This window comes from Kitasatospora sp. NPDC093806 (assembly GCF_040683335.1).
In the GTDB taxonomy this organism is placed as follows: Bacteria; Actinomycetota; Actinomycetes; order Streptomycetales; family Streptomycetaceae; genus Kitasatospora.
Genome location: NZ_JBFBDO010000005.1, coordinates 105666 through 130377, shown reverse-complemented (window position 1 = coordinate 130377; position 24712 = coordinate 105666). Strand labels below are relative to the sequence as shown.

The 24712-nt window shown below is 73.9% G+C and carries 23 protein-coding genes; 6 read left to right on the top strand and 17 right to left on the bottom strand.

What is annotated here, in order from left to right; genetic code table 11:
* Positions 1–112: 112 nt before the first annotated feature.
* The 3 genes from guaB to AB0N76_RS05850 form a co-directional block, all read right to left on the bottom strand.
* Positions 113–1615: an IMP dehydrogenase gene (gene guaB, locus AB0N76_RS05860; protein ID WP_363553529.1), complete on the bottom strand. Its 1503-nt coding sequence runs from the start codon at positions 1613–1615 to the stop codon at positions 113–115.
* A gap of 330 nt (positions 1616–1945) precedes the next feature.
* On the bottom strand, positions 1946–2614 hold the full coding sequence (gene shbA, locus AB0N76_RS05855; RefSeq protein ID WP_363553527.1) for an RNA polymerase sigma factor ShbA: 669 nt from the start codon (positions 2612–2614) through the stop codon (positions 1946–1948).
* A 317-nt stretch (positions 2615–2931) separates the two neighbouring features.
* The gene (locus tag AB0N76_RS05850; RefSeq protein ID WP_014136228.1) at positions 2932–3543 is read right to left on the bottom strand and encodes a response regulator transcription factor; all 612 of its coding nucleotides are present in this window, start codon (positions 3541–3543) and stop codon (positions 2932–2934) included.
* A 572-nt stretch (positions 3544–4115) separates the two neighbouring features.
* Between AB0N76_RS05850 and AB0N76_RS05845 the strand changes: the two genes are divergently transcribed.
* The gene (locus tag AB0N76_RS05845) at positions 4116–4442 is read left to right on the top strand and encodes a WhiB family transcriptional regulator (protein WP_363553525.1); all 327 of its coding nucleotides are present in this window, start codon (positions 4116–4118) and stop codon (positions 4440–4442) included.
* Positions 4443–4549: 107 nt separating this feature from the next.
* Here the strand turns inward: AB0N76_RS05845 and AB0N76_RS05840 are convergent, their stop codons facing one another.
* The 3 genes from AB0N76_RS05840 to groES all read right to left on the bottom strand — a co-directional run bounded on the left by AB0N76_RS05840 (position 4550) and on the right by groES (position 7738).
* Entirely contained in the window at positions 4550–5554 is a 1005-nt protein-coding gene (locus tag AB0N76_RS05840) for a LysR family transcriptional regulator (RefSeq protein WP_363553523.1), read from the bottom strand.
* A 133-nt stretch (positions 5555–5687) separates the two neighbouring features.
* Positions 5688–7316 carry a chaperonin GroEL gene (groL, locus tag AB0N76_RS05835; protein WP_363553521.1) on the bottom strand — a complete coding sequence of 543 codons (1629 nt, stop codon included), beginning with the start codon at positions 7314–7316 and terminating at the stop codon, positions 5688–5690.
* A 116-nt stretch (positions 7317–7432) separates the two neighbouring features.
* Positions 7433–7738: a co-chaperone GroES gene (groES, locus tag AB0N76_RS05830; RefSeq protein ID WP_014136232.1), complete on the bottom strand. Its 306-nt coding sequence runs from the start codon at positions 7736–7738 to the stop codon at positions 7433–7435.
* A gap of 235 nt (positions 7739–7973) precedes the next feature.
* Between groES and AB0N76_RS05825 the strand changes: the two genes are divergently transcribed.
* Complete coding sequence (locus AB0N76_RS05825) at positions 7974–9212, top strand: class I SAM-dependent methyltransferase (RefSeq protein ID WP_363553519.1); 1239 nt, start codon at positions 7974–7976, stop codon at positions 9210–9212.
* Here AB0N76_RS05825 and AB0N76_RS05820 read toward each other — a convergent pair.
* From AB0N76_RS05820 to tsaB, 5 genes are all read right to left on the bottom strand, one after another.
* Positions 9188–10108 carry a polysaccharide deacetylase family protein gene (locus AB0N76_RS05820; protein WP_363553517.1) on the bottom strand — a complete coding sequence of 307 codons (921 nt, stop codon included), beginning with the start codon at positions 10106–10108 and terminating at the stop codon, positions 9188–9190. The two genes, AB0N76_RS05825 and AB0N76_RS05820, sit on opposite strands and share 25 nt — an antisense overlap.
* 99 nt (positions 10109–10207) lie before the next feature.
* The gene (locus AB0N76_RS05815; protein ID WP_363553599.1) at positions 10208–10453 is read right to left on the bottom strand and encodes a hypothetical protein; all 246 of its coding nucleotides are present in this window, start codon (positions 10451–10453) and stop codon (positions 10208–10210) included.
* Positions 10454–10467: 14 nt separating this feature from the next.
* Positions 10468–11574, bottom strand: coding sequence for a tRNA (adenosine(37)-N6)-threonylcarbamoyltransferase complex transferase subunit TsaD (gene tsaD, locus AB0N76_RS05810; RefSeq protein ID WP_363553515.1), 1107 nt, complete (start codon positions 11572–11574; stop codon positions 10468–10470).
* A complete protein-coding gene (rimI, locus tag AB0N76_RS05805) occupies positions 11567–12115 on the bottom strand; it encodes a ribosomal protein S18-alanine N-acetyltransferase (protein WP_363553597.1) in 549 nt (182 codons plus the stop codon). The genes tsaD and rimI overlap by 8 nt, the downstream gene beginning before the upstream one ends.
* 104 nt (positions 12116–12219) lie before the next feature.
* A complete protein-coding gene (gene tsaB / locus AB0N76_RS05800; RefSeq protein WP_363553513.1) occupies positions 12220–12876 on the bottom strand; it encodes a tRNA (adenosine(37)-N6)-threonylcarbamoyltransferase complex dimerization subunit type 1 TsaB in 657 nt (218 codons plus the stop codon).
* Positions 12877–13094: 218 nt separating this feature from the next.
* Between tsaB and AB0N76_RS05795 the strand changes: the two genes are divergently transcribed.
* Positions 13095–13745 carry a hypothetical protein gene (locus AB0N76_RS05795; protein WP_363553595.1) on the top strand — a complete coding sequence of 217 codons (651 nt, stop codon included), beginning with the start codon at positions 13095–13097 and terminating at the stop codon, positions 13743–13745.
* Positions 13746–13811: 66 nt separating this feature from the next.
* Here the strand turns inward: AB0N76_RS05795 and AB0N76_RS05790 are convergent, their stop codons facing one another.
* Together AB0N76_RS05790 and tsaE are read right to left on the bottom strand one after the other, a co-directional pair.
* The gene (locus AB0N76_RS05790) at positions 13812–14051 is read right to left on the bottom strand and encodes a hypothetical protein (RefSeq protein WP_363553511.1); all 240 of its coding nucleotides are present in this window, start codon (positions 14049–14051) and stop codon (positions 13812–13814) included.
* A 122-nt stretch (positions 14052–14173) separates the two neighbouring features.
* Positions 14174–14671, bottom strand: coding sequence for a tRNA (adenosine(37)-N6)-threonylcarbamoyltransferase complex ATPase subunit type 1 TsaE (gene tsaE, locus AB0N76_RS05785; protein ID WP_363553509.1), 498 nt, complete (start codon positions 14669–14671; stop codon positions 14174–14176).
* Between the two features lie 295 nt (positions 14672–14966).
* On the opposite strand from tsaE, the gene AB0N76_RS05780 reads away from it, so the two are divergent.
* The gene (locus tag AB0N76_RS05780) at positions 14967–16193 is read left to right on the top strand and encodes an LPXTG cell wall anchor domain-containing protein (protein ID WP_363553507.1); all 1227 of its coding nucleotides are present in this window, start codon (positions 14967–14969) and stop codon (positions 16191–16193) included.
* A gap of 419 nt (positions 16194–16612) precedes the next feature.
* Here the strand turns inward: AB0N76_RS05780 and AB0N76_RS05775 are convergent, their stop codons facing one another.
* From AB0N76_RS05775 to AB0N76_RS05765, 3 genes are all read right to left on the bottom strand, one after another.
* Positions 16613–17830 (bottom strand): alpha/beta hydrolase, encoded by a 1218-nt coding sequence (locus AB0N76_RS05775; protein ID WP_363553505.1) that lies wholly within the window; start codon positions 17828–17830, stop codon positions 16613–16615.
* Positions 17827–19068, bottom strand: a complete 1242-nt coding sequence (gene alr, locus AB0N76_RS05770; RefSeq protein WP_363553503.1) for an alanine racemase — start codon at positions 19066–19068, stop codon at positions 17827–17829. The genes AB0N76_RS05775 and alr overlap by 4 nt, the downstream gene beginning before the upstream one ends.
* A 397-nt stretch (positions 19069–19465) precedes the next feature.
* The gene (locus AB0N76_RS05765; protein ID WP_363553501.1) at positions 19466–20971 is read right to left on the bottom strand and encodes an NAD(P)H-hydrate dehydratase; all 1506 of its coding nucleotides are present in this window, start codon (positions 20969–20971) and stop codon (positions 19466–19468) included.
* Between the two features lie 179 nt (positions 20972–21150).
* Here AB0N76_RS05765 and AB0N76_RS05760 point away from each other — a divergent pair, with 179 nt between their 5' ends.
* A complete protein-coding gene (locus AB0N76_RS05760) occupies positions 21151–21699 on the top strand; it encodes a Uma2 family endonuclease (protein ID WP_363553593.1) in 549 nt (182 codons plus the stop codon).
* A gap of 41 nt (positions 21700–21740) precedes the next feature.
* On the opposite strand, the gene glmS is transcribed toward AB0N76_RS05760, so the two are convergent.
* Positions 21741–23597 (bottom strand): glutamine--fructose-6-phosphate transaminase (isomerizing), encoded by a 1857-nt coding sequence (gene glmS / locus AB0N76_RS05755; protein ID WP_363553499.1) that lies wholly within the window; start codon positions 23595–23597, stop codon positions 21741–21743.
* Between the two features lie 99 nt (positions 23598–23696).
* Here glmS and coaA point away from each other — a divergent pair, with 99 nt between their 5' ends.
* The gene (gene coaA / locus AB0N76_RS05750) at positions 23697–24692 is read left to right on the top strand and encodes a type I pantothenate kinase (protein WP_363553497.1); all 996 of its coding nucleotides are present in this window, start codon (positions 23697–23699) and stop codon (positions 24690–24692) included.
* The last annotated feature ends 20 nt before the right edge of the window (positions 24693–24712 follow it).

Here is a 24712-nt window from a genome sequence, read left to right as displayed (position 1 = left end):
CACCCCGGCCGCCCCCCAGTATCCCAAACCCGTCCGGGGTCGCACGGCGCCGCCCGCCCCCCGGACACGCGGAAGGGGCCCGCGGGTGCGGGCCCCTCTCACCTGCGCGGTGTCAGCGGGAGCTGTAGTTCGGCGCCTCGACGGTCATCTGGATGTCGTGCGGGTGGCTCTCCTTGAGGCCCGCCGAGGTGATCCGGACGAACCGGCCCTTGCTCTCCATCTCGGCGACGGTGGCGGCGCCGACGTAGCCCATGGTCTGGCGCAGGCCGCCGACCAGCTGGAAGAGCACCGCGGACAGCGGGCCGCGGTAGGGGACCTGGCCCTCGATGCCCTCGGCGATGAGCTTCTCGTCGGAGGTGACCTCGCCCTGGAAGTAGCGGTCCTTGGAGAAGGACTTGGCCTGGCCGCGGGACTGCATGGCGCCCAGCGAGCCCATGCCGCGGTAGGACTTGTACTGCTTGCCGTTGATGAACAGCAGCTCGCCCGGGGACTCCTCGCAGCCGGCCAGCAGCGAGCCGAGCATCACGGTGTCGGCGCCGGCGGCGAGCGCCTTGCCGATGTCACCGGAGTACTGCAGGCCGCCGTCGCCGATGACCGGCACGCCGGCCGCCTGACAGGCGAGCGCGGCCTCGTAGATCGCGGTGACCTGCGGGACGCCGATGCCGGCGACCACGCGGGTGGTGCAGATCGAGCCGGGGCCGACGCCGACCTTGACGCCGTCCACGCCGGCGTCGATCAGCGCCTGGGCGCCGTCGCGGGTGGCGACGTTGCCGCCGACCACGTCGACCTTGACGGCCGCCTTGATCTTCGAGATCCAGGCCAGCGCGTTGTGGCTGTGGCCGTGCGAGGTGTCGACGACCAGGAAGTCCACGCCGGCCTCGACCAGGGCCTGGGCGCGATCGAAGGCCTCGGCGCTGGCGCCGACGGCGGCGCCGACCAGCAGGCGGCCCTCGGAGTCCTTGGCGGCGTTCGGGTACTGCTCGGCCTTGACGAAGTCCTTGACGGTGATGAGGCCCTTGATCCGGCCCTCGTCGTCGACCAGCGGCAGCTTCTCGATCTTGTGGCGGCGCAGCAGCGCCATCGCGTCGACGCCGGAGATGCCGACCTTGCCGGTGATCAGCGGCATCGGGGTCATGATCTCGCGGACCCGGCGGGTGCGGTCCGACTCGAAGGCCATGTCGCGGTTGGTGACGATGCCGAGCAGCTTGCCGCTCTCGTCGGCGATCGGCACGCCGGAGATCCGGAACTTGGCGCAGAGCGCGTCGGCCTCGGCGAGGGTGGTGTCCGGGCCGACCGTGATCGGGTCGGTGACCATGCCGGACTCGGAGCGCTTCACCAGGTCGACCTGGTTGACCTGGTCCTCGACCGAGAGGTTGCGGTGCAGGACGCCGACGCCGCCCTGACGGGCCATCGCGATCGCCATCCGCGACTCGGTGACCTTGTCCATCGCGGCGGAGAGCAGCGGGATGTTGACGCGCACGTTCCGGGAGACCCGCGAGGACGTGTCGACCTGGTTCGGCAGGACCTCGGACGCCCCGGGCAGCAGCAGGACGTCGTCGTACGTGAGCCCGAGCATCGCGAATTTCTCGGGTACGCCTGCGGCGTTGTAAGACATTTCGGGGGTACCTTCCGTGGCCGGCCTAATCCGCACACGCCCTGACGGTGGGCGCTGTCATCAGCCCACTCGTTCGGACGCCGAAAGCCCGGTGCCGTTCGGAGGATCCTCCAAGGGAACCCCGTTCACACCGTCGAAACTTTGGCGACCCGCCCAGGCGCCGATACCCCATGGTACTGGCACCGCGAATGGGTCCTCGTGTGCCCTTGACAACACCCGTCACCCCCAGCTCATTCCGGCGGGTGGCGAACGCCACGACGGGCACCGGACGGACACCACGGCGGCCCCGGGCCGGCCGCCGGCCGGGCGCCGCAGGGTGCCGGGCGAGCGCTAGGAGGACTCCTCGGCGAGCGCCCGCAGCCGGCTGAGCGCCCGGTGCTGGGCGACCCGGACGGCCCCCGGCGACATCCCGAGCACCTCGCCGGTCTCCTCCGCCGAGAGCCCGGCGGCCACCCGCAGCAGCACCAGCTCGCGCTGGCGGGCCGGCAGGTTGGAGAGCAGCTCCTTGGCCCAGGCCGCGTCGCTGCTGAGCAGCGCCCGCTCCTCCGGGCCGAGCGCCTCGTCCGGCACCTCGGGCAGGTCGTCCTGGGCGACCACGGTCGAGCCGGGCCCGCGCATGGCGGCCCGCTGCAGGTCGGCGATCTTGTGCGCGGCGATCCCGTAGACGAAGGCCTCGAACGGGCGGCCCTGGTCCTTGTACCGGGGCAGCGCGCAGAGCACCGCGACGCAGACCTCCTGCGCGATGTCGTCCACGTGGTGCCGGGCGCCGCCGGGCAGCCGCACCAGCCGGCCCCGGCAGTACCGCAGGGCGAGCGGGTGGACGTGGGCGAGCAGCGCGTCGATCGCCGGGCCCTCGCCGCGGACGGCGGCCGCGACCAGCTCGCCGAGCGCGCCCGGACCCCCGGCCGTGTCCGCGTACGCCGGGTCGGGACCTGGCGCGGAGGGCTCGGCCTCCACCGGGTCCGCCTCGCCGGGAGCCCCGGTCACGTCGTCGCGCATCGGTCCATGGTGCCTGGTCGCGCGGGAAAACGCGGCACCGCGTCCGGAGTTGTGCACCGGAACGTTATGCGGTGCCGCACCGGCACGCACCACCCGCCCCTCCTGCACCGTCCCGCCTCCCGCTCCGCCGCCCCGGACGGTCCCGTCCGTCGCGCCGTCCGCCGAGTCTCCTGCGGCTGCGTGGTTCGCCGCAGTTCCTGTCCGCTGGTCCCCGAGGTGCTCCACTCCTCCATGGTGCAACCTCGGGACCGTAACGTCACACGCCTCCGCACGGGGAATCGCGAACAGCGTGCCGGAACCGGCGGCGCCGCCGGCGGTCAGCGGACCAGACCCCAGCGGAAGCCCAGGGCCACCGCGTGCGCGCGGTCCGAGGCGCCGAGCTTCTTGAACAGGCGCCGGGCATGGGTCTTGACGGTGTCCTCGGAGAGGAACAGCTCGCGGCCGATCTCGGCGTTGCTGCGGCCGTGGCTCATGCCTTCGAGCACCTGGATCTCACGCGCCGTCAAGGTCGGCGCGGCCCCCATGTCGGGGCTGCGCAGCCGGCGCGGCGCGAGCCGCCAGGTCGGGTCGGCGAGCGCCTGGGTGACGGTGGCCCGCAGTTCGGCGCGCGAGGCGTCCTTGTGCAGGTACCCGCGCGCACCCGCGGCGACCGCGAGGGCGACGCCGTCGAGGTCCTCGGCGACGGTGAGCATGATGATCCGGGCGCCGGGGTCGGCGGACAGCAGCCGCCGGACCGTCTCCACCCCGCCGAGGCCGGGCATCCGGACGTCCATCAGGACGAGATCGGAGCGGTCGGCCACCCAGCGGCGGAGGACCTCCTCCCCGTTCGTCGCGGTGGTGACCCGATCGACACCGGGTACGGTCGCGACGGCGCGGCGAAGCGCCTCGCGGGCGAGCGGGGAATCGTCGCAAACGAGAACGGAAGTCATGACCGTCGTCCTCCGCAGCTGATCCGCGTCACGTTGAGCCTCCTGGCTGGTACGAACCTCTCCGACACGGCCGATCGGCGACGGAGTCCGTGCTGATCGCCTGAGATTCCCCGCGATCGTTCCCGACGTCCGGCACCCGCTAACCGCCTCCGCACTTCCAACGACCGTCACTCGAATGAGTTACGGCCTTCAGGGCCATCTCCACCACTGTACGTGGCCGACCCGTTACCGATCAGCCGCATCGCGGTGCACACGCCGCACTTTTGCGCAGCTCGCGCGCGGTCGGCGTACGACCCGCACGCCGGTGCGAGGCCGCGTGCGCCCGTCGGCCACCCGATTGCCACGTCCGCGCCGGGCGATCGCCTACCCGCCAGGCATGCCCACTTTGCCCGTTTTTAGAGCTTTTGTATGGTCATTGACTGTTGTGCCAGTCTGTGGGTGACTTGTCCATGGAGTTGCCGTAAGTCATATTTCCAGGTGTCCACACCGGCGCCGGACGCCCCGCCGGGCCGCCCAGCACAACCCCCGCTGGCGATCGGCCCGCGGTCGACGACCTCTGAAGGGAATGAGCCATGGCAGATTTCTCCCGCCTCCCCGGCCCCAACGCGGATCTGTGGGACTGGCAGCTCTCCGCGGCCTGCCGCGGCGTGGACAGCTCGCTCTTCTTCCACCCCGAGGGGGAGCGCGGCGCGGCGCGCAGTTCGCGCGAGGCGAGCGCCAAGGAGGTCTGCATGCGCTGCCCGGTGCGCACCGAGTGCGCCGCGCACGCCCTGGCGGTCCGCGAGCCGTACGGCGTCTGGGGCGGACTGACCGAGGACGAGCGCGAGGAGATGATGGGCCGCTCCCGGCACCGCCTGGTCGAGGTGCCGCTCACCGCGCCGAGCATCGCCCAGCAGTAGCCCGTCCGATGGCGCCCACCGGGGAGAAACGTTTCTCCTCGGGCTGAGGCGTGTCCGTCCCCCGACCGGCGGTCAGCGGTCGGTGGTCAACGGCCGACGGCCGACGGTCAGCGGTCGGCGGCCGCCCCCGCCAGCCGCTCCAGCATCAGCGCCACGGCCGGCACCTCGGCGAGGTCCGGCAGGGTCAGCGCGACCACCTGCCGCACCGCCGGCGCCCCCGAGGCGGCGTGCACCGCCACCGTCGCCACCCCGTCCGGGCGCACCGAGGCCAGCGCCAGCCCGGGCAGCACCGCGACCCCCAGGCCGGCGGCCACCAGCCCGACCACCGCCGGGTAGTCGTCGGTCGCGAAGTCGATCCGCGGCTCGAAGCCGGCGCCCGCGCAGAGCTCCACCAGGTGCCCCCGGCACTGCGGGCAGCCGGCGATCCACTGCTCCTGCGCCAGCTCGGCCAGCCGCACCGGCCCACCGCGCCCGGCCAGCCGGTGCCCGGCGGGCAGCAGGCCGACCAGCGGGTCGTCCAGCAGCGGGGTGACCACCAGATCGGACCAGTCGGCGCCCGCGCTCAGCTGCTGGGCCTCCAGGTTGGCCTCGGCCCGGGCCTCCCGCGGCGTCCCGTGCGCGGGCGCGGGCGCCGGCGCACCGGTCGTCCCGGGGGCCTGCGGGTAGCGGAAGGCGAGCGCGACCTCGCACTCGCCGCCGCGCAGCATCGCCAGCGACTCCGGCGGTTCGGCCTCGACCAGCGACACGCGCACCCCCGGATGGCTGTCCCGCAGCCGGGCGACGGCGGGCGGCACCAGAGTGGAACTCGCGGTCGGGAAGGAGACCAGACGGACCCGTCCGGCCCGCAGTCCGGCGATCGCCGCCACCTCCTCCTCGGCGGCGGAGAGCCCGGCGAGGATCCCGGTGGCATGCTTGAGCAGCACCCGTCCGGCCTCGCTCAGCTGCATCCCGCGACCCGAACGGACCACCAGCGGGGTGTCGACGGACTTCTCCAGGGCCTTCATCTGCTGGCTGATGGCGGGCTGCGTACAGCCCAGCTCGCGGGCGGCCGCGGAGAAGGAGCCGGTGCGGGCGACGGCACGCAGGACGCGCAGGTGGCGGGCCTCGATCATGCCCCAAAGATATAAGAGAATCTTTGCAACGCGCAAAATTCAACTGATAGTTGAAGGGTGGAGCAACGCCGGAGGCCCGGCCCGCCTCCCCTGACGGGGTGCGGACCGGGCCTCCGGTCGAGCGCTACCGGCCTCAGTGCGAGTGGCCGTGGCCGCCGTGCGAGTGGCCGTTGTCGGCCTCCTCTTCCTTCTTCTCCACCACGAGGGTCTCGGTGGTGAGCAGCAGGGAGGCGATCGAGGCGGCGTTCTCCAGGGCGGAGCGGGTGACCTTGACCGGGTCGATGACGCCGGCCTTCACCAGGTCGCCGTACTCGCCGGTGGCGGCGTTGTAGCCCTGGCCGAGCTCCAGGTCGGCGACCTTGGAGGTGATGACGTAGCCCTCCAGGCCGGCGTTCTGGGCGATCCAGCGCAGCGGCTCGTGCAGCGCCTTGCGGACGACCGCGACACCGGTGGCCTCGTCACCCGACAGGCCCAGGCCGCCGTCCAGCACCTTGGCGGCGTGGACCAGGGAGGCGCCACCGCCGGCGACGATGCCCTCCTCGACCGCGGCACGGGTCGCCGAGATGGCGTCCTCCAGGCGGTGCTTGCGCTCCTTCAGCTCCACCTCGGTGGCGGCACCGACGCGGATGACGCAGACGCCGCCGGCCAGCTTGGCCAGGCGCTCCTGCAGCTTCTCGCGGTCCCAGTCCGAGTCGGTGTTGGCGATCTCGCCCTTGATCTGGGCGACGCGGCCGGCCACGGCCTCGGCGTCACCGGCACCGTCGACGACCGTGGTCTCGTCCTTGGTGATGGTCACGCGGCGGGCGGAGCCCAGCACGTCCAGACCGGCCTGGTCGAGCTTGAGGCCGACCTCCTCGGAGATCACGGTGCCGCCGGTCAGGGTGGCCAGGTCGCCCAGGATCGCCTTGCGGCGGTCGCCGAAGCCGGGGGCCTTGACGGCCACCGCGTTGAAGGTGCCGCGGATCTTGTTGACCACGAGGGTGGACAGCGCCTCGCCGTCGACGTCCTCGGCGATGATCAGCAGCGGGCGGGAGGTGCCGCCCTGCAGGATCTTCTCCAGCAGCGGCAGCAGCTCCTGGATGGAGGAGATCTTGCCCTGGTTGATCAGGATGTACGGGTCCTCGAGGACCGCCTCCTGACGCTCCGCGTCGGTGACGAAGTACGGCGACAGGTAGCCCTTGTCGAACTGCATGCCCTCGGTGAAGTCCAGCTCCACGCCGAAGGTGTTCGACTCCTCGACGGTGATGACACCGTCCTTGCCGACCTTGTCGATCGCCTCGGCGATCAGCTCGCCGACCTGGGCGTCCTGGGCGGAGAGGGTCGCGACGGCGGCGACGTCGTCCTTGCCCTCGATCTCGCGGGCGACCGAGAGCAGGTGCTCGGAGACGGCGGCGACGGCCTTGTCGATGCCCTTCTTCAGAGCGGCCGGGCCGGCGCCGGCGGCGACGTTGCGCAGACCCTCGTTGACCAGGGCCTGGGCCAGCACGGTGGCGGTGGTGGTGCCGTCACCCGCGACGTCGTTGGTCTTGGTGGCGACCTCCTTGACGAGCTGCGCGCCAAGGTTCTCGTACGGGTCGTCGAGCTCGACCTCACGGGCGATGGTGACGCCGTCGTTGGTGATGGTCGGGGCGCCGAACTTCTTGTCGATGACGACGTTGCGGCCCTTGGGGCCGATGGTCACCTTGACGGTGTCGGCCAGCTTGTTGACACCGCGCTCCAGCGAGCGGCGGGCGTCCTCGTCGAACTGCAGGATCTTCGCCATGTTCCCTATTCCCTCGGGGCTGCGGCCGTCGCGGCGGCCGCCGGACTACGTGAACCAACAACCACGCCCCGGGCCCCTGTCACTTGGGACACGGATCCGGGGCGGGCTGGAACGTCTTACTTCTCGATGATCGCGAGAACGTCGCGGGCGGAGAGCACCAGGTACTCCTCGCCCTGGTACTTCACCTCGGTGCCGCCGTACTTCGAGTACAGGACGATGTCACCCACGGCGACGTCGAGCGGCAGACGCTGGCCGTCCTCGAAGCGGCCCGGGCCGACGGCCAGGACGACGCCCTCCTGGGGCTTCTCCTTGGCGGTGTCCGGGATAACCAGGCCGGAGGCCGTGGTGGTCTCGGCGTCGAGCGGCTGGACCACGATGCGGTCCTCGAGCGGCTTGATGGCAACCTTGCTGCTGGTGGTCACGTCCGAGCTCCCCTTCGGAGATTACGGGGTTTTCTAACGGGTAGGTGGCGAACCTGCGAGCCTGCCGTCGCGGGGGTCAGGCACACGTCTTCGCGTTAGCACTCCCCTGGTGGGGAGTGCTAGTGACGACCATAGGCCGCGGTTAGCACTCAGTCAACCAGAGTGCCAACGACGCGCCCTGGCGGTTCCGGTCGGCCCGCTCGGCCGGGCCCGGCCGAGCGGGGAGAATGGGCGGGTGGAGAACGACGATCTGCGGGACCTGTTGACCGGGCGGGGCCAGGAGCTGCTCGCCGAGCTGCGGGACTTCGCGCCCGGGGAGGAGCTGGCGCTGGCCACCCGGCTGCGCAAGGAGCACCCCGCCGAGCTGGTGTCGGCCGCCTTCGGGCAGGCCCGGCTGCGGCAGCGGGCCCGGGCCAAGTTCGGCGCGGACGCCGACCTGATGTACTTCACGCCCAACGGCGTCGAGCAGTCCACCCGGCGCAGCGTCGCCGAGTGGCGGGCGGAGCGGTTCGCCGGGCTCGGCGTGCGGCGGCTGGCCGACCTCTGCTGCGGGATCGGCGGCGACGTCCTGGCGCTGGCCCGGGCCGGCATCGAGGTGCTCGCGGTCGACCGGGACCCGGCCGCCTGCGCCGCCCTCGCCGCCAACGCGGCCGCGCTGGGCGTGGCCGAGCTGGTCGAGGTGCGCTGCGCGGACGTCGCCGACGTCGACGTCAGCGGCTGCGACGCGGTGTTCACCGACCCGGCCCGGCGCACCTCGCGCGGGCGGGTCTTCGACCCCGAGGCGTACGCGCCGCCGCTGTCCTGGGCGATCGAGGCCGGCCGGCGGACCCGGATCGGCGCGCTCAAGGTGGCGCCGGGCATCCCGCACGAGGCGGTGCCGGCCGACGCGGAGGCGGAGTGGGTCTCCGACCACGGCGACGTCAAGGAGGCCGTGCTCTGGTTCGGCACCGGCGCGCGGAGCCCGCACCGGGCCACCCTGCTGCCGCAGCGGGCCAGCCTGGCCGGCGGCGACCTGCCCGACCCGCCGGCCGGCCCGGTCGGCCGCTACCTGTACGAGCCGGACGGCGCGGTGATCCGCGCCCACCTGGTCGCCGAGGTCGCCGGGCAGGTGAACGGGCGGCTGATCGACCCGAAGATCGCCTATCTGACCTCGGACGAGTTGGTCGACACCCCGTACGCGCACGCCTTCGAGCTGACCGACGTGCTGCCGTTCCACATCAAGAAGCTGAAGGCGCTGCTGCGCGAGCGGGGCGTCGGCACGGTGGTGATCAAGAAGCGCGGGATGGCGATCACCCCGGAGGAGCTGCGCCGTCAGCTGAAGCCCACCGGCCCGAACACGGTCACGGTGATCCTCAGCCGCACCGACCACGGCCCGCTGATGATGCTCGGCCAGCCGGTGACCGGACCGGCCGCGGCCGTCCGGGAGGCGGGCGCTCAGGTGGCGTCCGGTCAGGCGGCCGGCGCCTCGATGTAGTCCTCCAGCCGGGCCACCGCGAAGCCCTGCTCCTGGATCCGGGCCAGCAGCTCCCCGAACATCTGCGTCATCGTCTCGCCCTTGAGGTCCTTCGGGCCCCGGAAGTGGGCGAGCACGATGTCGCCGGGCCGCAGCTTCTTGTCCGCTGCCTGGTACTGCATGTCGTGGATCTGCATCGACTCGCGCCACAGCACGATCGCGCGCGGCCCGCACTGCTGCACCGAGGAGTTCAGCGCCGGGGTGTTGGCGCCGTCCCCGTACGGCGGGCGGAACAGCAGCGGCGCGGTGCCGTACTGCTGGGTGAGCGCGGACTGGGCGTCGCAGATCTCGGACTTCTGCTTCTCCGGCGCCACCTTGCTCATCTGGGCGTGGTCCACGGTGTGGTTGTGGACGTGGTTGCCGAGCGCCTGGAGCTGCTTGAAGTAGCCGTAGTTGTCCTTGACGATGTCGCGGGTCAGGAACATCGAGACCGGCACCTTGAGGTCGGTCAGCATCTCGACGAACTTCGGGTCCTTCTCGGCGCCGTCGTCGATGGTGACGAAGACCACCTTGTCGTTGGTCTTCACCTCGCTGAACACCGGGACCGGCCCGGTCCGCTGGAGCTTCACCGGCTTGTCGGCGGGGGCCGGCGGCGCGGCCGGCAGCGGCGTCAGGTGCCACTTCGCCCAGGCGGCCGCGTCCCCCGCGGCCGGGGCGGCCCCCGGCGACGGCGGGGCGGACTGCTGCGGCGGGCCGGACGGCGTGGCCGGGGCGGCGGCCGAGGCGGTGCCCCGGCCGGTCGGGGCGGCGGGCGCGGCGGTGCTCCCGCCGTCGCTGCCGCACCCGGTGACCGCGGCCAGCAGGGCCAGCGCCCCCACCGCGTACGTCGTCGTCCTGCTCCGCCCGTGCCTGTCCACCGCGCCGCGCTCCCCGGTCCCGTCCAGCGATCTCTCTCGCTAGCACGGTAACGGTCAGGCGTTCGGTTCCCGCTCGGGCGTGCGAACGGCTACCCGGGACTACTCCACATGCTCGCTGGTGAACGACCAGCGGTGGGCCGGACGGCCCAGCAGCCCGGCGGGCGGCTCGGGCACCGGCATCGGCTCGCCGGTCCACCAGGTGATCAGCAGCACGCGCTCGCCGGGGGCGGCGAACAGCTCGGTGCGGACCAGCCCGGCCGAGCCGCGCAGCGCCGGCAGCGCGTCCGCCCGGACCCAGGCGGCCAGCTCGGCACCCCGGCCGTCGGCCGCCCGGGCCTCCCACATCGCGGCGGTGGTGGTCACCGCTGCTGCCCGGTCAGCGCCTGGTAGGCCTGGCCGTGGAAGTCGCCGTGCACGATCGTGGCAGCCGGGACGTGGGTCTCGGTGACCGGCAGCGAGGAGTCCGCCGACAGGTCGAGGGAGGACGGCGCGCGGTCGCGCCAGACCATCTCGGAGCCGAGCGCGGCGACCATCGCGCCGTTGTCGGTGCACAGGCCCGGACGCGGCACCCGCAGCCGGATGCCCGCCTTGTCGCAGCGCTGCTGGGCCATCTCGCGCAGCCGCGAGTTGGCCGCGACGCCGCCGCCGATCATCAGGTGGTCGACGCCGTTGTCCTTGCAGGCCTTGACCGCCTTGCGGGTCAGCACGTCGGTGACCGCCTCCTGGAAGGACGCCGCGACGTCCGCGATCGGCACCTCCTCGCCGGCCCGGCGCTTGGCCTCCACCCAGCGGGCGACCGCGGTCTTCAGGCCGGAGAAGGAGAAGTCGTACTCCGGGTCCTTGGGGCCGGTCAGGCCACGCGGGAAGGCGATCGCCTTCGGGTCGCCCTCGCGGGCCTTGCGGTCCACCACCGGGCCGCCCGGGAAGCCCAGGCCGAGCACCCGGGCCACCTTGTCGAAGGCCTCGCCGGCCGCGTCGTCGATGGTCGCGCCGAGCGGGCGGACGTCGGTGGTGATGTCCTCGCTCAGCAGCAGCGAGGAGTGCCCGCCGGAGACCAGCAGGGCCATCGTCGGGGACGGCAGCCGGCCGTGCTCCAGCTGGTCCACGCAGATGTGCGAGGCGAGGTGGTTGACCCCGTACAGCGGCTTGTCCAGCGCCCACGCGTACGCCTTGGCGGCGCTCACGCCGACCAGCAGCGCGCCGGCCAGGCCGGGGCCGGCGGTGACGGCGATGCCGTCCAGGTCGCTGGCCTTGACGCCGGCGGTGTCCAGGGCGCGCTGGATGGTCGGGACCATCGCCTCCAGGTGCGCGCGGCTGGCGATCTCGGGGACGACGCCGCCGAACCGGGCGTGGTCGTTGACGCTGGAGGCCACCGCGTCGGCGAGCAGCGTGGTGCCGCGCACGATGCCGACGCCGGTCTCGTCGCAGGAGGTCTCGATGCCGAGGACGAGCGGTTCGTCAGCCATGGCGGGTGTCCTTCTTCACGTCCGGTCGCGGGTCGTCCGCGGGTTCGTCCAGGTCTTCGGGGGCGGCGGGGGCGGGGGCGGCCGGGGCGGCGGCGCGGGCGGCGGTCAGGTCGAGGCGCATCACCAGCGCGTCGACGTTGGCGGGCTGGTAGTAGCCGCGCCGGATGCCGACCGGCTCGAAGCCGAAGCGCTCGTACAGCCGCTGGGCGCGCTCGTTGTCCACCCGCACCTCCAGCAGCAGGTCCGCGCAGTCGCGCCGGGCGGCCTCGCCGACCAGGTCGGTGAGCAGCGCCGAGCCGAGGCCGGCGCCCTGGTGCCGGCCGTCGACGGCGATGGTCTGCACGTCGCCCTCGCCGGCCACCGCCATCAGCCCCGCGTAGCCGGCGAGCGCGCCGTCCGGGGTGACCGCGACGGTGTAGTGGCGGGTGCCGCCGGGGTGGGCCTCGGCCAGCTCGGACCAGAACATCCCGGCGGACCAGGCGTCCTCGGGGAACAGCTCCAGCTCCAGGGCCAGCACCGGGGCGATGTCCCACCAGCGCATCGGGCGCAGGGTGAAGGCCGGGGCCGCGGTCCGGGTGGCGCCGGTGCCGGCCGGACCGGTGGCGGTGGCAGTGGCACTCGCCGGGCCGGTGGTGCTCGGGCCGGTCACGCCGGGAGCACCGCCTTGTAGCCGGCCGGCACCTGGGCGTCCGGGCGGCGCAGGTACAGCGGGGCGTTCGGCAGCAGCGCCCGGCCGGCGGCCAGCTCGGCGGCGGCGAAGTCGGCGAGCGCGCCGGCCGAGACGTGCTCGGGGCCGTGCGCGCCGGGGAAGGCGTCCGGGTAGAGCAGCGCGCCGGCGCCGACCGACCGCGCCTGCGGGGTCAGCTCGGCCGGGCGGTCCACGGACGGGCCCTCGGTCCGGCGGCCCTCGGCGTCGTAGGAGGCCCAGTAGACCTCCTTGCGGCGCGCGTCGGTGGCCACCGTGAACGGTTCGCCGGCCAGGCCCTCGGCCCGGGCCTGGTGGGCCAGCGCGTCCAGCGTGCAGACGCCGTGCACCGGCAGGCCGAGCGCGTGGCCGAGCGCGGCGGCGGTGACCAGGCCGACCCGCAGGCCGGTGTACGGGCCGGGGCCGACGCCCACCGCGATGTCGGTCAGCCGGTGCTTGTCCACACCGGCCGCGCGCAGCACCTGGTCGATGGCGGGCAGCAGCAGTTCGCCGTGGCGCCTGGCGTCGACCTGGTCGGTCTGCGCGAGGACGGCCGTGCCGTCGTGGACGGCGGCGGTGACGGCGGGGGTAGCGGTGTCGAACGCGAGCAGCAGCACGGGTCAAGGTTAGACCGGTCGGCGGGTGGACGGTCCGGGCCCGGTCCCGCACCGGTCCCGCACCGGCTCACCGGAGGCCGGCGGCCGGATCTGCTCCGCCCGATCGAAAACCCGCTCCACTCCGGAACACACGTCCGGCAGGATGCGGACCGGACGGACGGACCTGGCACGATGGGGCCGACGGTTTTGGGACGGCGGTGGGAGCACACGTGGCGAAGATGGGTCCTGGAGTGGTGGTCACGGGGCTGACCCTGGGGGCCCTGGCGGTGGTGAGCCTGCTGGCCTTCCAGGCCAACGGCGCGCAGGACCGCGCGGTCGCCGCGAACCCGAGCACGAGCACCTCCGCCTCGTCCACCGGGCCGGCCGCCTCGGCCACCCCGACCGCCACCCCCACGCCGACCGTCCCGGCCCTGCCCACCACGGGCGCGGGCACCGGGCTGCGGGTCGTCTACTCGGTGAGCACGCACTACGTCTGGCTGGTCGACCCGAAGAAGAACCCGCAGGTGGTGGCCGCGTTCCAGGTCACCCCGGGCACGGTCGAGCCGGCCCCCGGCAGCTACCCGGTGTACAGCCGGACCCCGTCCGGCACGGGCACCGACGGCAAGCAGATCGAGCACGTGGTGCGGTTCGCGCAGCAGAACGGCGTGGTGTTCGGCTTCAGCGCGGCCGTCGACGGCGCCACCGGCACCCCGGCCGCGGCCCCGACGCCGACCTCGACCGCGAGCACCGCGATCGGCGGCGGCCCGTCGGCCGGCGCGACCGCCGACCCGAAGACCAACAAGACGGGCGGCATCCGCAGCAGCCGGGCGGACAGCCAGCTGCTCTGGGACTTCGCGCCCAACGGCACCAAGGTGGTCGTGATCGCCTGACCGGGCGCCCTCGGGCCCGTTCGGGCTTGTTCGGGCCCGTTCGGGCCTGCGCGGGCCTGCTCCGGCTTACGCCGCGCGGCGGGTCCCGTGCGCTCCGCCACCCGCGGGCGCGTCGGGAGTCCCGGGCTCGGCCGCGTCCCCGGCCGCGGCTGCGACCGAGCGGCGCTCCGGCGGCGTGGAGACCGCCTCCGCCGCGGCACAGGCGGCCAGCAGGGCCCGCATCGGCTCCCCCGCGGCACGACGGGCGGGCTCCTCGGTCCCGGTCCCGCGCGGCGCGCGCTCCGGGGCGGGCGTGGTGCTCGGCATGGCGCCTCCCTAGTTAGGCAGACCTAACCTCAGCACCCATCCCACCACGCCCGGGACCCCGACCGCAACATCTTCCCGACGGACTGTCGGCAAACCGTGACACGGGCCCGGAGCCGCCGGCGTCAGGCCAGCGCGGACAGGTCCACGCCGTCCCAGCGGCCGCCGATCCCGGTCAGCCCCACCTGGCGCGGGTCCAGGTCGTCCGCGTCCGCCCCGGCGCCGATCGCCCGCTCGATCCGGACCTCCAGCCGGTCCTCCGAGAGCCGCTCGACCTTGCCCTCGCCCCACTCGACCACCACCACCGACTCGGGCAGCGAGACGTCCAGGTCGAGGTCCTCCATCTCGTCCAGGTCCCCGCCCAGCCGGTACGCGTCGACGTGCACCAGCGCCGGACCGCCGACCAGCGACGGGTGCACCCGGGCGATCACGAAGGTCGGCGAGGTGACCGCCCCGCGCACCCCGAGCCCCTCCCCCAGTCCCCGGGTCAGCGTGGTCTTCCCCGCCCCCAGCTCGCCGGAGAGCAGCACCAGGTCCCCCGGCCGCAGCAGCGCGGCCAGCTCCCGGCCGAGCCGGCCCATCCGCTCGGGGGTGGCGACGGTGAGAGAGGCGTGCGAGCCCATGCGCGAATCAAGCCCTTCGGTCCGGACGACGGCGCACCGTCCTTCGGGCGCCCCCGCTACCGTGCCACATCCCCGACCGCGCCCGCGCCGGGCCCGGTCTGTCCCGGTGTGATCGACTTTGCCGACCCGCCCCCGCCGGAGGACGGGGACCCGCGCTCGGGAGGCTCCCGGGCGGCCGCTACGGTCCTGTTCCTGAAACCCTTCCGGATCGAAGGACCCGCCCCGTTCGGGCACCGGTCCGGAGCTGCGCCCGGGCTGCCCGACGGCCCGGCATACCTCCCGTGAGGTCACACCGATGAAGCTCCGTCGCGGTCTCGCGATACCCGCCGTCGCCGCCCTGGCCTCGGCCTCCGTCATCGCGGCCGCCCCGGCCGCCCTGGCCGCCCCCGCCGCCGGCACCGGCGTCCTCGCCGCCGCGCAGGCCGCCGTCGGCCCGCAGGCGCCGCCGGTGCTGACGTTCAAGAACTTCCCGGCCCGCGTCGTCGCCGGCGCCCCGGCCGTCGCCTTCAGCGCCGAGGTCAGCAACACCTCCGGGCGCGACATGATCATCGAGCCGATGATGGTGTTCGGCTCCAAGCAGGAGAAGCTGGCCGTCGGTCAGATCAAGCTCCAGTTCCAGGACGTCGACACGCACGCGTGGCGCGACGCCACGCCGTCGCAGATCGGGCTGCGCGTCCCGGTGCTCGACCTGGGCGGACTGCTCTACCTGCCGAAGGGCGAGTCGCTCACCCTCCAGCTCAAGCTGGCGCTGACCGGCGACGCGGTCGCGGACAGCGCGGCGGCCCAGCTGTCGATGTTCTTCGACGACCCGGACGAGGACCCGGCCGAGGGCCCGAGCTGGGCCTTCAGCGGCAAGGGTGAGTTCGCCATCGTCGGGGCCGGCGAGGGGACGGCGAGCCCGTCGGCGTCGGCCACGGCTTCGGCCACGGCGACGGCTTCGGCGTCCGCCACCGCTTCGGCGACCGCGACGGCCACGAGCACCGCCACGGCCACGGCCACCGCCACGGCCACGGCCACGGCCACGCCGAGCGGGACGCCGTCGGCCACCGCCAGCACCACGGCCAGTGCGACTCCGACGACGACGGCGACGGCCTCGCCGAGCGCCACCTCCAGCGCCACCGCGTCCCCGTCGGCCAGCGCCACCGCGTCCGCCTCGCCGTCGGCCACCGCCACCGCCAGCGCGTCCGCCTCCCCGTCGGCGACCGCCACCAGCGCCACCACCGCGCCCGCCGGTGGCGGCACGACGGCCGGCACCGGCAGCACCGGCGGTGCCGCGCAGGTCAGCCTCCCCGACGCCAAGACCTTCGAGCAGGCGGCCGCCAAGCTGCCCAAGCCGACCGCCGAGGCGGTCGCCGCGGCCAAGGCCAAGGCCGCCAACCGCCCGTCCGGCGGCAGCAACCTGGCCACCACCGGTGGCGGCGACAACACCACCGCCATCGCGGTGGCCGGCGGCGCGGTGCTGGCCGCCGGTGTCGGCACGCTCGTCGTGCTGCGCCGCCGCAAGGGCGCCGCGAGCGCCTGACGTCCCGCACCCGGACATGCCGGTGGCCCGGCTCCCCGTCGTGGGGCCGGGCCACCGGCACGTTCAGCACACCACGGGGCGCACCCGCCGCCCCGGCACGGACCGGCCCACGCCGTCGTCCACCCGGTGGGAGTACATCGCGGGGATCCTCCTGGCCGCCGGACCACGGCCGCGTCGCAGCCCCCACCCGATCACGGCCGCCTCCGGTGCCCCAGCGCGAACCAGGCCACCCCACCGCCCACGGGGCGGGAGCACCTCACGAGGAGGCAGCCTCCTGGCCGCCGGACCACGGCCGCGTCGCAGCCCCACCCGATCACGGCCGCCCCCGGTACCCCAGCACGGACCAGGCCACCCCACCGTCCACGGGGCGGGAGCACCTCGCGAGGGGGTGCCTCCCGGCCGATCAACCGGAGACGTCGCTACGCCGGTTCGCCCACCGAGGGTGGAAGGGGGGCCGCGCCGCAGTGGTGGGCGGCCTGTTCCAGCAGGGCGGTCAGGTACCCGTCGACCACGTCGGGGCGCTCCAGCATCACCAGGTGTCCGGCGTCCTCGACCAGGACCAGCTCGGCGCCCGGCAGTTGGTCGGCCATCACCTCGCCGTGGCCCGGCGGGGTGAGCAGGTCCTTGGTGCCGGTCAGCACCAGGGTGGGGAGGCCGCGCAGGGCGGCCAGCGCCGCGGTCTTCTCGTGCGCGGAGAAGACCGGGTAGAACTCGGCCACCACGTCGATCGGGGTGGCGTCCAGCAGCTGTTCGGCGAACCGGACGACCCCCGGGTCGACGTCCTTGCCGCCGAAGGAGAACCGCCGGTAGAGGACGGCGCTGACGTCCGCGCCGAGCCGGCGGGTGGCCTCGACCAGGTCGACCTGGCGGCCGAGCAGCCGCATCGCGCCCGGTGCGACCTTCCGGAACAGCCTGGCGCCCACCGAGGGCAGGCCGAAGGTGACGGCGTCCCAGTTCCCGGCCAGGGTGCCGATCAGCGCGACGCCGGCGACCCGCTCGCGGAACAGCTCCGGGTGCTGGTCGGCCAGCGCCATCACGGTCATGCCGCCCATCGAGTGGCCGACCAGGACCAGCGGACCGGTCGGCGCCACGGCGTCGATCACCGCCTTGAGGTCGCCGCCCAGCTGGTCGATGCCGGCCGGCTCGCCGGCCAGGTAGGAGCGGGAGCGCTCGGAACGGCCGTGGCTGCGCTGGTCCCAGAAGACCAGCCGCACACCGGCGGACCGGAGCGCGGCGCGCTGGAAGTGCCAGCTGTCCTGGCTGAGGCAGTAGCCGTGGCTGAAGACCACGGTCAGCGGCGGGGCTCCGTCGCCCTTGCCCTCGGCGTCCTGCTCGTCGGGCCAGCCGGTGCCGTCCAGCTCGACGTACAGCTCGGTGCCGTCGGCGGCGGCCACCGTGCGGGGACGGCCGCGCAGCGAGCCGTACGGGGCCTTGGCGTCCAGTTCGGCGCGCGCTCGGCGGCGCATCGTCCGGCCGACCGTCAGGCGTTCGATCGCCACGCCGGCGGCGGCGCCGGCCGCGAGCACACCGACCGAGATGCCGATCAGGCCCGCCCGGCTCACGCCGGTGGCCGTTCCGACGGCCTCGGCCGCCTCGGCCACCGCGGCGGCCGGGCCGGTGCCGGAGGGCTCGCTCATCCGAGCAGCCCGCCGTGCAGACCGCCGCGCAGGCCGTCCAGGCCCGCGTCGAGGCCCTCGTCCAGGCTGCCGATGTAGCGGCGCGGCACCCGGGCGCCGATCCGGGTCACGATCTCGTAGGAGATGGTGCCGCAGGCCCGGCCCCAGTCCTCGGCGGTCGGCTCGCCGCGCTCGCCGTTGCCGAAGACCAGCACCTCGTCGCCGATCTCCGGGGTGTCGCCGCCGAGGTCGACGACGAACTGGTCCATCGCCACCCGGCCGGCCACCGTCCGCCACTTGCCCTCGACCTGCACCGGGCCGATGCCGCTGGCGTGCCGGGGGATGCCGTCGCCGTACCCGAGCGGGACCAGGCCCAGCGTGGTCGGGCCGGGGGTGGTGTAGTGGTGGCCGTAACTGACGCCGTGCCCGCCGGGGACGTGCTTCACCAGGGCCAGCCGGGCGGTCAGCGACATCACCGGGCGCAGGCCGAAGTCGGCCGGCGAGCCGACCTCCGGGACCGGCGAGAGCCCGTACATCGCCAGGCCGGTGCGGACCATGTCGAAGTGCGACTGCGGGAGCAGCAGGGTGGCCGGCGAGTTCGCCAGGTGGCGGACCTCGGGGCGCAGGCCGGCCGCCTCGGCGACGGCCAGCGCGACGTGGAAGGCGTCCAGCTGGGCCTGGATGGAGGGGTGGCCGGGCTCGTCGGCGGCGGCGAAGTGCGACCAGACGCCGACCACGGTCAGCAGGCCGTCCAGTTCGGCGCGGCGGGCGGCGGCGACCAGCTCGGGCCAGTCGTGCGGCTGGCAGCCGTTGCGGCCCAGGCCGGTGTCGGCCTTCAGGTGGACCCGCGCCGGCAGGCCGGTGGCGCGGACGGCGGCGAGCAGCTCGTCCAGCGCCCACCGGCCGCTGACCGAGATGTCGAGATCGGCGAAGAGGGCCTCGTGCCAGGGGCCGCCGGGGGTCCACAGCCAGCAGAGGATGCGGGCCTGGTCGGGGCGGATGCCTCCGGCGCGCAGGGCGAGCGCCTCCTCGGGCGTCGCGGTACCGAGCCAGCCGATGCCTGCGGCGACCGCCTCGCGGGCACACCGGACCGCGCCGTGGCCGTAGGCGTCCGCCTTGACCGCGGCCATCACCGTGGTCCCGCCGATGCGCTCGCGCAGCGCGTCGAGGTTGCCGCGCAGGGCGGCGAGATCGATGGTCGCCTCGGCCCGCGCTCCTTCGGTGAGCGTGGCCATCACGGTCGTCTTCGCAGTTGTCATCAGGGTCAGTCTCCCAGACGTCCCAGGGTCCTCGCCGAACGGCCCGTCGGCACGCCGCCCCACACCACCCACCACCCCCTACCGGACGCCCACGAAGAACCCCCGGTTCCATCCCACCCATCCAGGGGGAAATATGCAGACCGGTCTACATACTCCACCGTTCGCATCCGCGCACAGGAAGTCGGCCCCGCCGACTTCCTGCTCCGAAACTCCCCGCCCCGCCTTGCCCGGGCGCGAAAATATGCAGACCGGTCTACTTAATCGATGCCCTCCGGGAGCCCCCGTGCACAGGAAGTCGGCCGGTCCGACTTCCTGTGCACGCCCACACGCCCCACACGCCCCACACCGCACCCGCCGCTCCACACCGCACCGACTATGTAGACCGGTCGGTATATTCCTACTCCGCCGGCGGCGCCGAGCGGACGTCGTTCCAGGCGGCCGGGAGGGCGGCGGCCACCTCCAGGGCGGTGAGGGGGGCGCCGGGAGTGCCGGCGGCGTGGCGGGCCGCGAGGCCGTGCAGGTAGGCGGCCACCGAGGCGGCGTCCAGCGGGGAGAGGCCGGCGGCCAGCAGGGAGCCGGCCAGTCCGGCCAGGACGTCCCCGCTGCCGGCCGTCGCCAGCCACGAGCTGCCGGTCGGGTTCACCCGCACCGGGCCACCCGGATCCGCGATCACCGTGGTGGACCCCTTCAGCAGCACCGTCGCCCGGTACGCCGCCGCCAGCCGGCGCGCCGTGGCCAGCCGGGTCGCGGCCGGCTCGTCGGCGGCCGGCGGGCGGGCCGCATCACCGGACGCCGGTCCGGCCGCCCCCGCCAGCAGCCACGCCGCCTCCCCCGCGTGCGGGGTGAGCAGCGTCGGCGCCGTCCGCCCGGCCAGCGCCCGCGGCCCGAGCCGGGCCAGCTCGGTCAGCCCGTCCGCGTCGACCAGCACCGGCACGTCGCTCGCCAGCGCCTCCGCCAGCGCCCGCCCCGCCCCCTCGCCGCCGCCCGGTCCGACCACCCAGGCCTGCACCCGCCCCGCCCCGGCCGGCCCGCCCTCGGTGACCAGCGCCTCCGGGAACCGCCGCACCACCTCCTCCGCCGCCGTCCCCACGTACCGCACCGCCCCCGCGCCCCCGCGCAGCGCCCCGGCGACCGCCAGCAGCGCCGCCCCCGGGTAGCGCGCCGACCCGGCCGCCACCCCCACCACCCCGCGCCGGTACTTGTCGCTCTCCGCCCCCGGCACCGGCAGCAGCCCGGCCACCTCCGCGTGCTGCAGCGCCGCGACCCCGGCCGGCGGCAGCTCCAGCCCGATCCCCACCAGCTGCACCACCCCGGCGTACGAGGCACCCGGGTCGATCAGCAGCCCGGGCTTGTACGTGCCGAAGCACACCGTCACGTCCGCCCGCAGCGCCGCCCCCGGGACCTCGCCGGTGTCGGCGTCCACCCCGCTGGGCACGTCCACGGCCACCACCACCCCGGCCCGGTCGGCCCGCGCGTACGGCTCGGCCTCCGGCCGCAGTCCGCCGCGCCCGCCGATGCCGACGATGCCGTCCAGCACCAGGTCCGCGCGCGAGAAGTCGGCCAAGCCGGCTTCCCGCTCCAGCACCACCCGCCCGCCCGCCGCCCGCAGGGCCGCGAGCCCCCCGGCATGCGCCCGCGCGGGCGCGAGCAGCACCGCCGTCACCCGCGCCCCGCGCCGGGCCAGCGCGGCCCCGGCGTACAGCGCGTCACCCCCGTTGTCCCCGCTGCCCGCCAGCACCACCACCCGGCTGCCGTACACCCGGCCGCGACGGCGCGTCAGCAGCCGCGCGCAGGTCGCGGCGAGCCCGACGGCGGCCCGCTGCATCAGGGTGCCCTCCGGCAACCGGGCCATCAGCTCGGCCTCGGCGGCCCGGACGACTTCGACGCGATGGGCGTGACGCATGCGGGGACTCCTTCAGCGGTCGGTTACCGCCGACGCTAGCCCGCGTCACCGCCCCACGGGGGCCGGGCCTGCGGCACACTTTCGAGTGACAACCACTTCGATCCCCCACCGGTGTCGGTCCGGATGCCTACCGTATGGCTCGGCACGGACCCACAGGAGGGAGAAGGGCCATGGTCGCCATGCCAGCTGTCGAGCACCCGCTGGGCGAGGACAGCCTCCTCCAGGCGTTCCTGGAGCTGGACACCCCGCTGGGAAGCAAGGCCGAATTCATCGAAGGGGAGATCGTCGTGACCCCACCACCGGACGGCGACCACGAGGACGCGCTCGCACGGTTCGGCCGTGTCATCGCGCGGGAGGCCGCCGAGGAGCTCTACGTCAGCGGAGGAAAGGGGCTGATCACGCCCAAGGGTCGCTTCGTTCCCGACGCGACCGTCGCTCCGGTGGGGCATTTCCGGGCGCAGGAGCCGTGGGCGCCCACCACGGGCATCGCGCTCGTCGCCGAGGTCACCTCGACCAACCCGCACAAGGACCGCGAGCCCAAGCGCAGGGGCTACGCCGCCGCAGGAATCCCCTGCTACCTGCTGATCGACCGCAGCGAAGGCACGGTCACTCTGTTCACCAACCCCGAGGACGACGACTACGCCACCCGGACCAAGGTCGAGTTCGGCAAGTCGATCGACCTCCCCGCCCCCTTCTCCTTCACCCTCGACACAGGGCCCCTGCGGTAGGACGCAGCCACCGCAGGGGCCCCGGGACGGAGCGGGTCCGACTACTCGACGGTGACCGACTTGGCCAGGTTGCGGGGCTGGTCGACCTCGTGGCCCTTGGCCGTTGCCAGCTCGCAGGCGAAGACCTGCAGCGGCACCGTGGAGACCAGCGGCTGCAGCAGGGTCGGGGTGACCGGGATGCGGATCAGGTGGTCGGCGTACGGGACGACCGCCTCGTCGCCCTCCTCCGCGATCACGATGGTCCGCGCACCGCGGGCCCGGATCTCCTGGATGTTGGAGACGATCTTGTCGTGCAGGATCGAGCGCCCGCGCGGCGACGGGACGACCACGACGACCGGCAGCCCCTCCTCGATCAGCGCGATCGGCCCGTGCTTCAGCTCGCCGGCCGCGAAGCCCTCGGCGTGCATGTAGGCGAGCTCCTTGAGCTTGAGCGCGCCCTCCAGGGCCACCGGGAAGCCGACGTGCCGGCCCAGGAACAGCACCGAGCGCGCGTCCGCGAGCGAGCGGGCCAGCTCGCGCACCGGCTCCATGGTCTCCAGCACCTGCTCGACCTGGCGCGGCGCGTCACCGAGCTCGCGGATGACGGCGAGGATCTCGTCGCCCCACTTGGTGCCGCGCACCTGGCCCAGGTACAGCGCCACCAGGTAGCAGGCGACCAGCTGGGTCAGGAACGCCTTGGTCGAGGCGACGGCGACCTCGGGCCCGGCGTGGGTGTACAGCACCGCGTCGGACTCGCGCGGGATGGTGGAGCCGTTGGTGTTGCAGATCGCCAGCACCTTGGCGCCCTGCTCGCGCGCGTGCCGCAGCGCCATCAGGGTGTCCATGGTCTCGCCGGACTGCGAGATGGCGATGACCAGCGTGCCCGGGCCCATGATCGGGTCGCGGTAGCGGAACTCGGACGCGACCTCGACCTCGCACGGGATCCGGGTCCAGTGCTCGATCGCGTACTTGGCGATCATGCCCGCGTGGAACGCGGTGCCGCAGGCGACGATGACGACCTTGTCGACCGAGCGCAGGTCGGCGTCGGAGATCCGCAGCTCGTCGAGGGTGAGCCGGCCGTCGGTGCCGATCCGGCCGAGGAGGGTGTCGGCGACGGCCTTCGGCTGCTCGGCGATCTCCTTGAGCATGAAGTAGTCGTAGCCGCCCTTCTCGGCGGCCGAGGCGTCCCAGTCGACGTGGTACTCGCGCACGTCGGCCGCGGTGCCGTCGAAGTTGGTGACGGTGACCGCGTCCCGGCGCAGCTCGACGACCTGGTCCTGGCCCAGCTCGATCGCCTCGCGGGTGTGCGCGATGAACGCGGCCACGTCGGAGGCGAGGAAGTTCTCGCCCTCGCCGCGCCCGACCACCAGCGGCGAGTTGCGACGGGCGCCGACCACCACGTCGGGCGCGTCGGCGTGCGCCGCGACGAGGGTGAACGCGCCGTCGAGGCGGCGGCAGACGATCCGCATGGCCTCCGCCAGGTCACCCTCGAACACCTCGCCGAGCAGGTGCGCGACGACCTCGGTGTCGGTCTCCGAGCGCAGCGTGTGGCCGCGCTCGGCCAGCTCCGCGCGGAGCTGGGCGAAGTTCTCGATGATGCCGTTGTGGACGACCGCGACCTTGGCGGCGTCGTCCAGGTGGGGGTGGGCATTGGCGTCCGTCGGGCCGCCGTGGGTGGCCCAACGGGTGTGGCCGATGCCGGTGGTGCCGCCGGGAAGAGGGGTCTCGGCGAGCGACTTCTCCAGGTTGGCGAGCTTTCCGGCCCGCTTGTCGGTGGCGAGGCTCCACTGCCCGTCGGAGCCCTGCACCTGCACCGCGACACCGGCGGAGTCGTAACCCCGGTACTCCAGTCGCTGCAGGCCTGCGATTACTACGTCAAGGGCGGGCTGGGAGCCCACGTATCCAACAATTCCGCACATGCGTGCCAGCATAAGGGCGCTCGGAACGCCCCTTTCGCACGGTTCGCCCACGGGCCGTGACCGACACCACAGCCACCGTGAACGGCGCTACGGCTCACAATGGAGCATGTGCTGACCGAACTCTGTACGCGGGGCGCCGCCACGCCCGGCCCGTCCCCGTCCCCCTACGTGGACCTCAGCCGGGCCGAGTGGAGCGCGCTGCGCGAGCGTACGCCGCTGCCGCTGACGGCCGAGGAGGTGGAACGGCTGCGCGGTCTGGGCACCGCCCTCGACCTGGACGAGGTCCGTGACGTCTACCTGCCGCTGTCCCGGCTGCTGAACCTCTACATCCACGCCACGCACGACCTGCGCGGCGCGCTGGGCACCTTCCTGGACACCCCGGACACCGAGCGGACCCGCACCCCGTTCATCATCGGCGTGGCCGGCTCGGTCGCCGTCGGCAAGTCGACCACGGCCCGGCTGCTGCAGGCCTTGCTGGCCCGCTGGCCGGAGCACCCCCGGGTCGAACTGGTCACCACCGACGGCTTCCTGCTGCCCAACGCGGAGCTGCGCCGGCGCGGCCTGATGGCCCGTAAGGGCTTCCCCGAGTCGTACGACCGGCGGGCGCTGATGCGCTTCGTCGCGGACGTGAAGGCCGGCAAGGAGCGGGTGACCGCCCCGGTCTACTCGCACCTGGTGTACGACATCGTGCCGGGCGAGCGGCTCACCGTGGAGCGCCCGGACATCCTGATCGTCGAGGGCCTGAACGTGCTCCAGCCGGCCCTGCCCGGCACCGACGGCCGCACCCGGCTCGCGGTGGCCGACTACTTCGACTTCTCGATCTACGTCGACGCCCGCACCGACGACATCGAGAGCTGGTACCTGGACCGGTTCCGCAAGCTGCGGCACACCGCCTTCCAGGACCCGAACTCCTACTTCCGCCGCTTCACCGAGGTCCCGGAGGAGGAGGCGATGGAGTACGGCCGCCAGGTGTGGCGCACCATCAACCGGCCGAACCTGCTGGAGAACGTGCTGCCCACCCGCGGCCGGGCCACCCTGATCCTGCAGAAGGGCCAGGACCACAAGGTCCGCCGGGCACTGCTGCGCAAGCTCTGAGCACAGGACGGAGAAGGCCC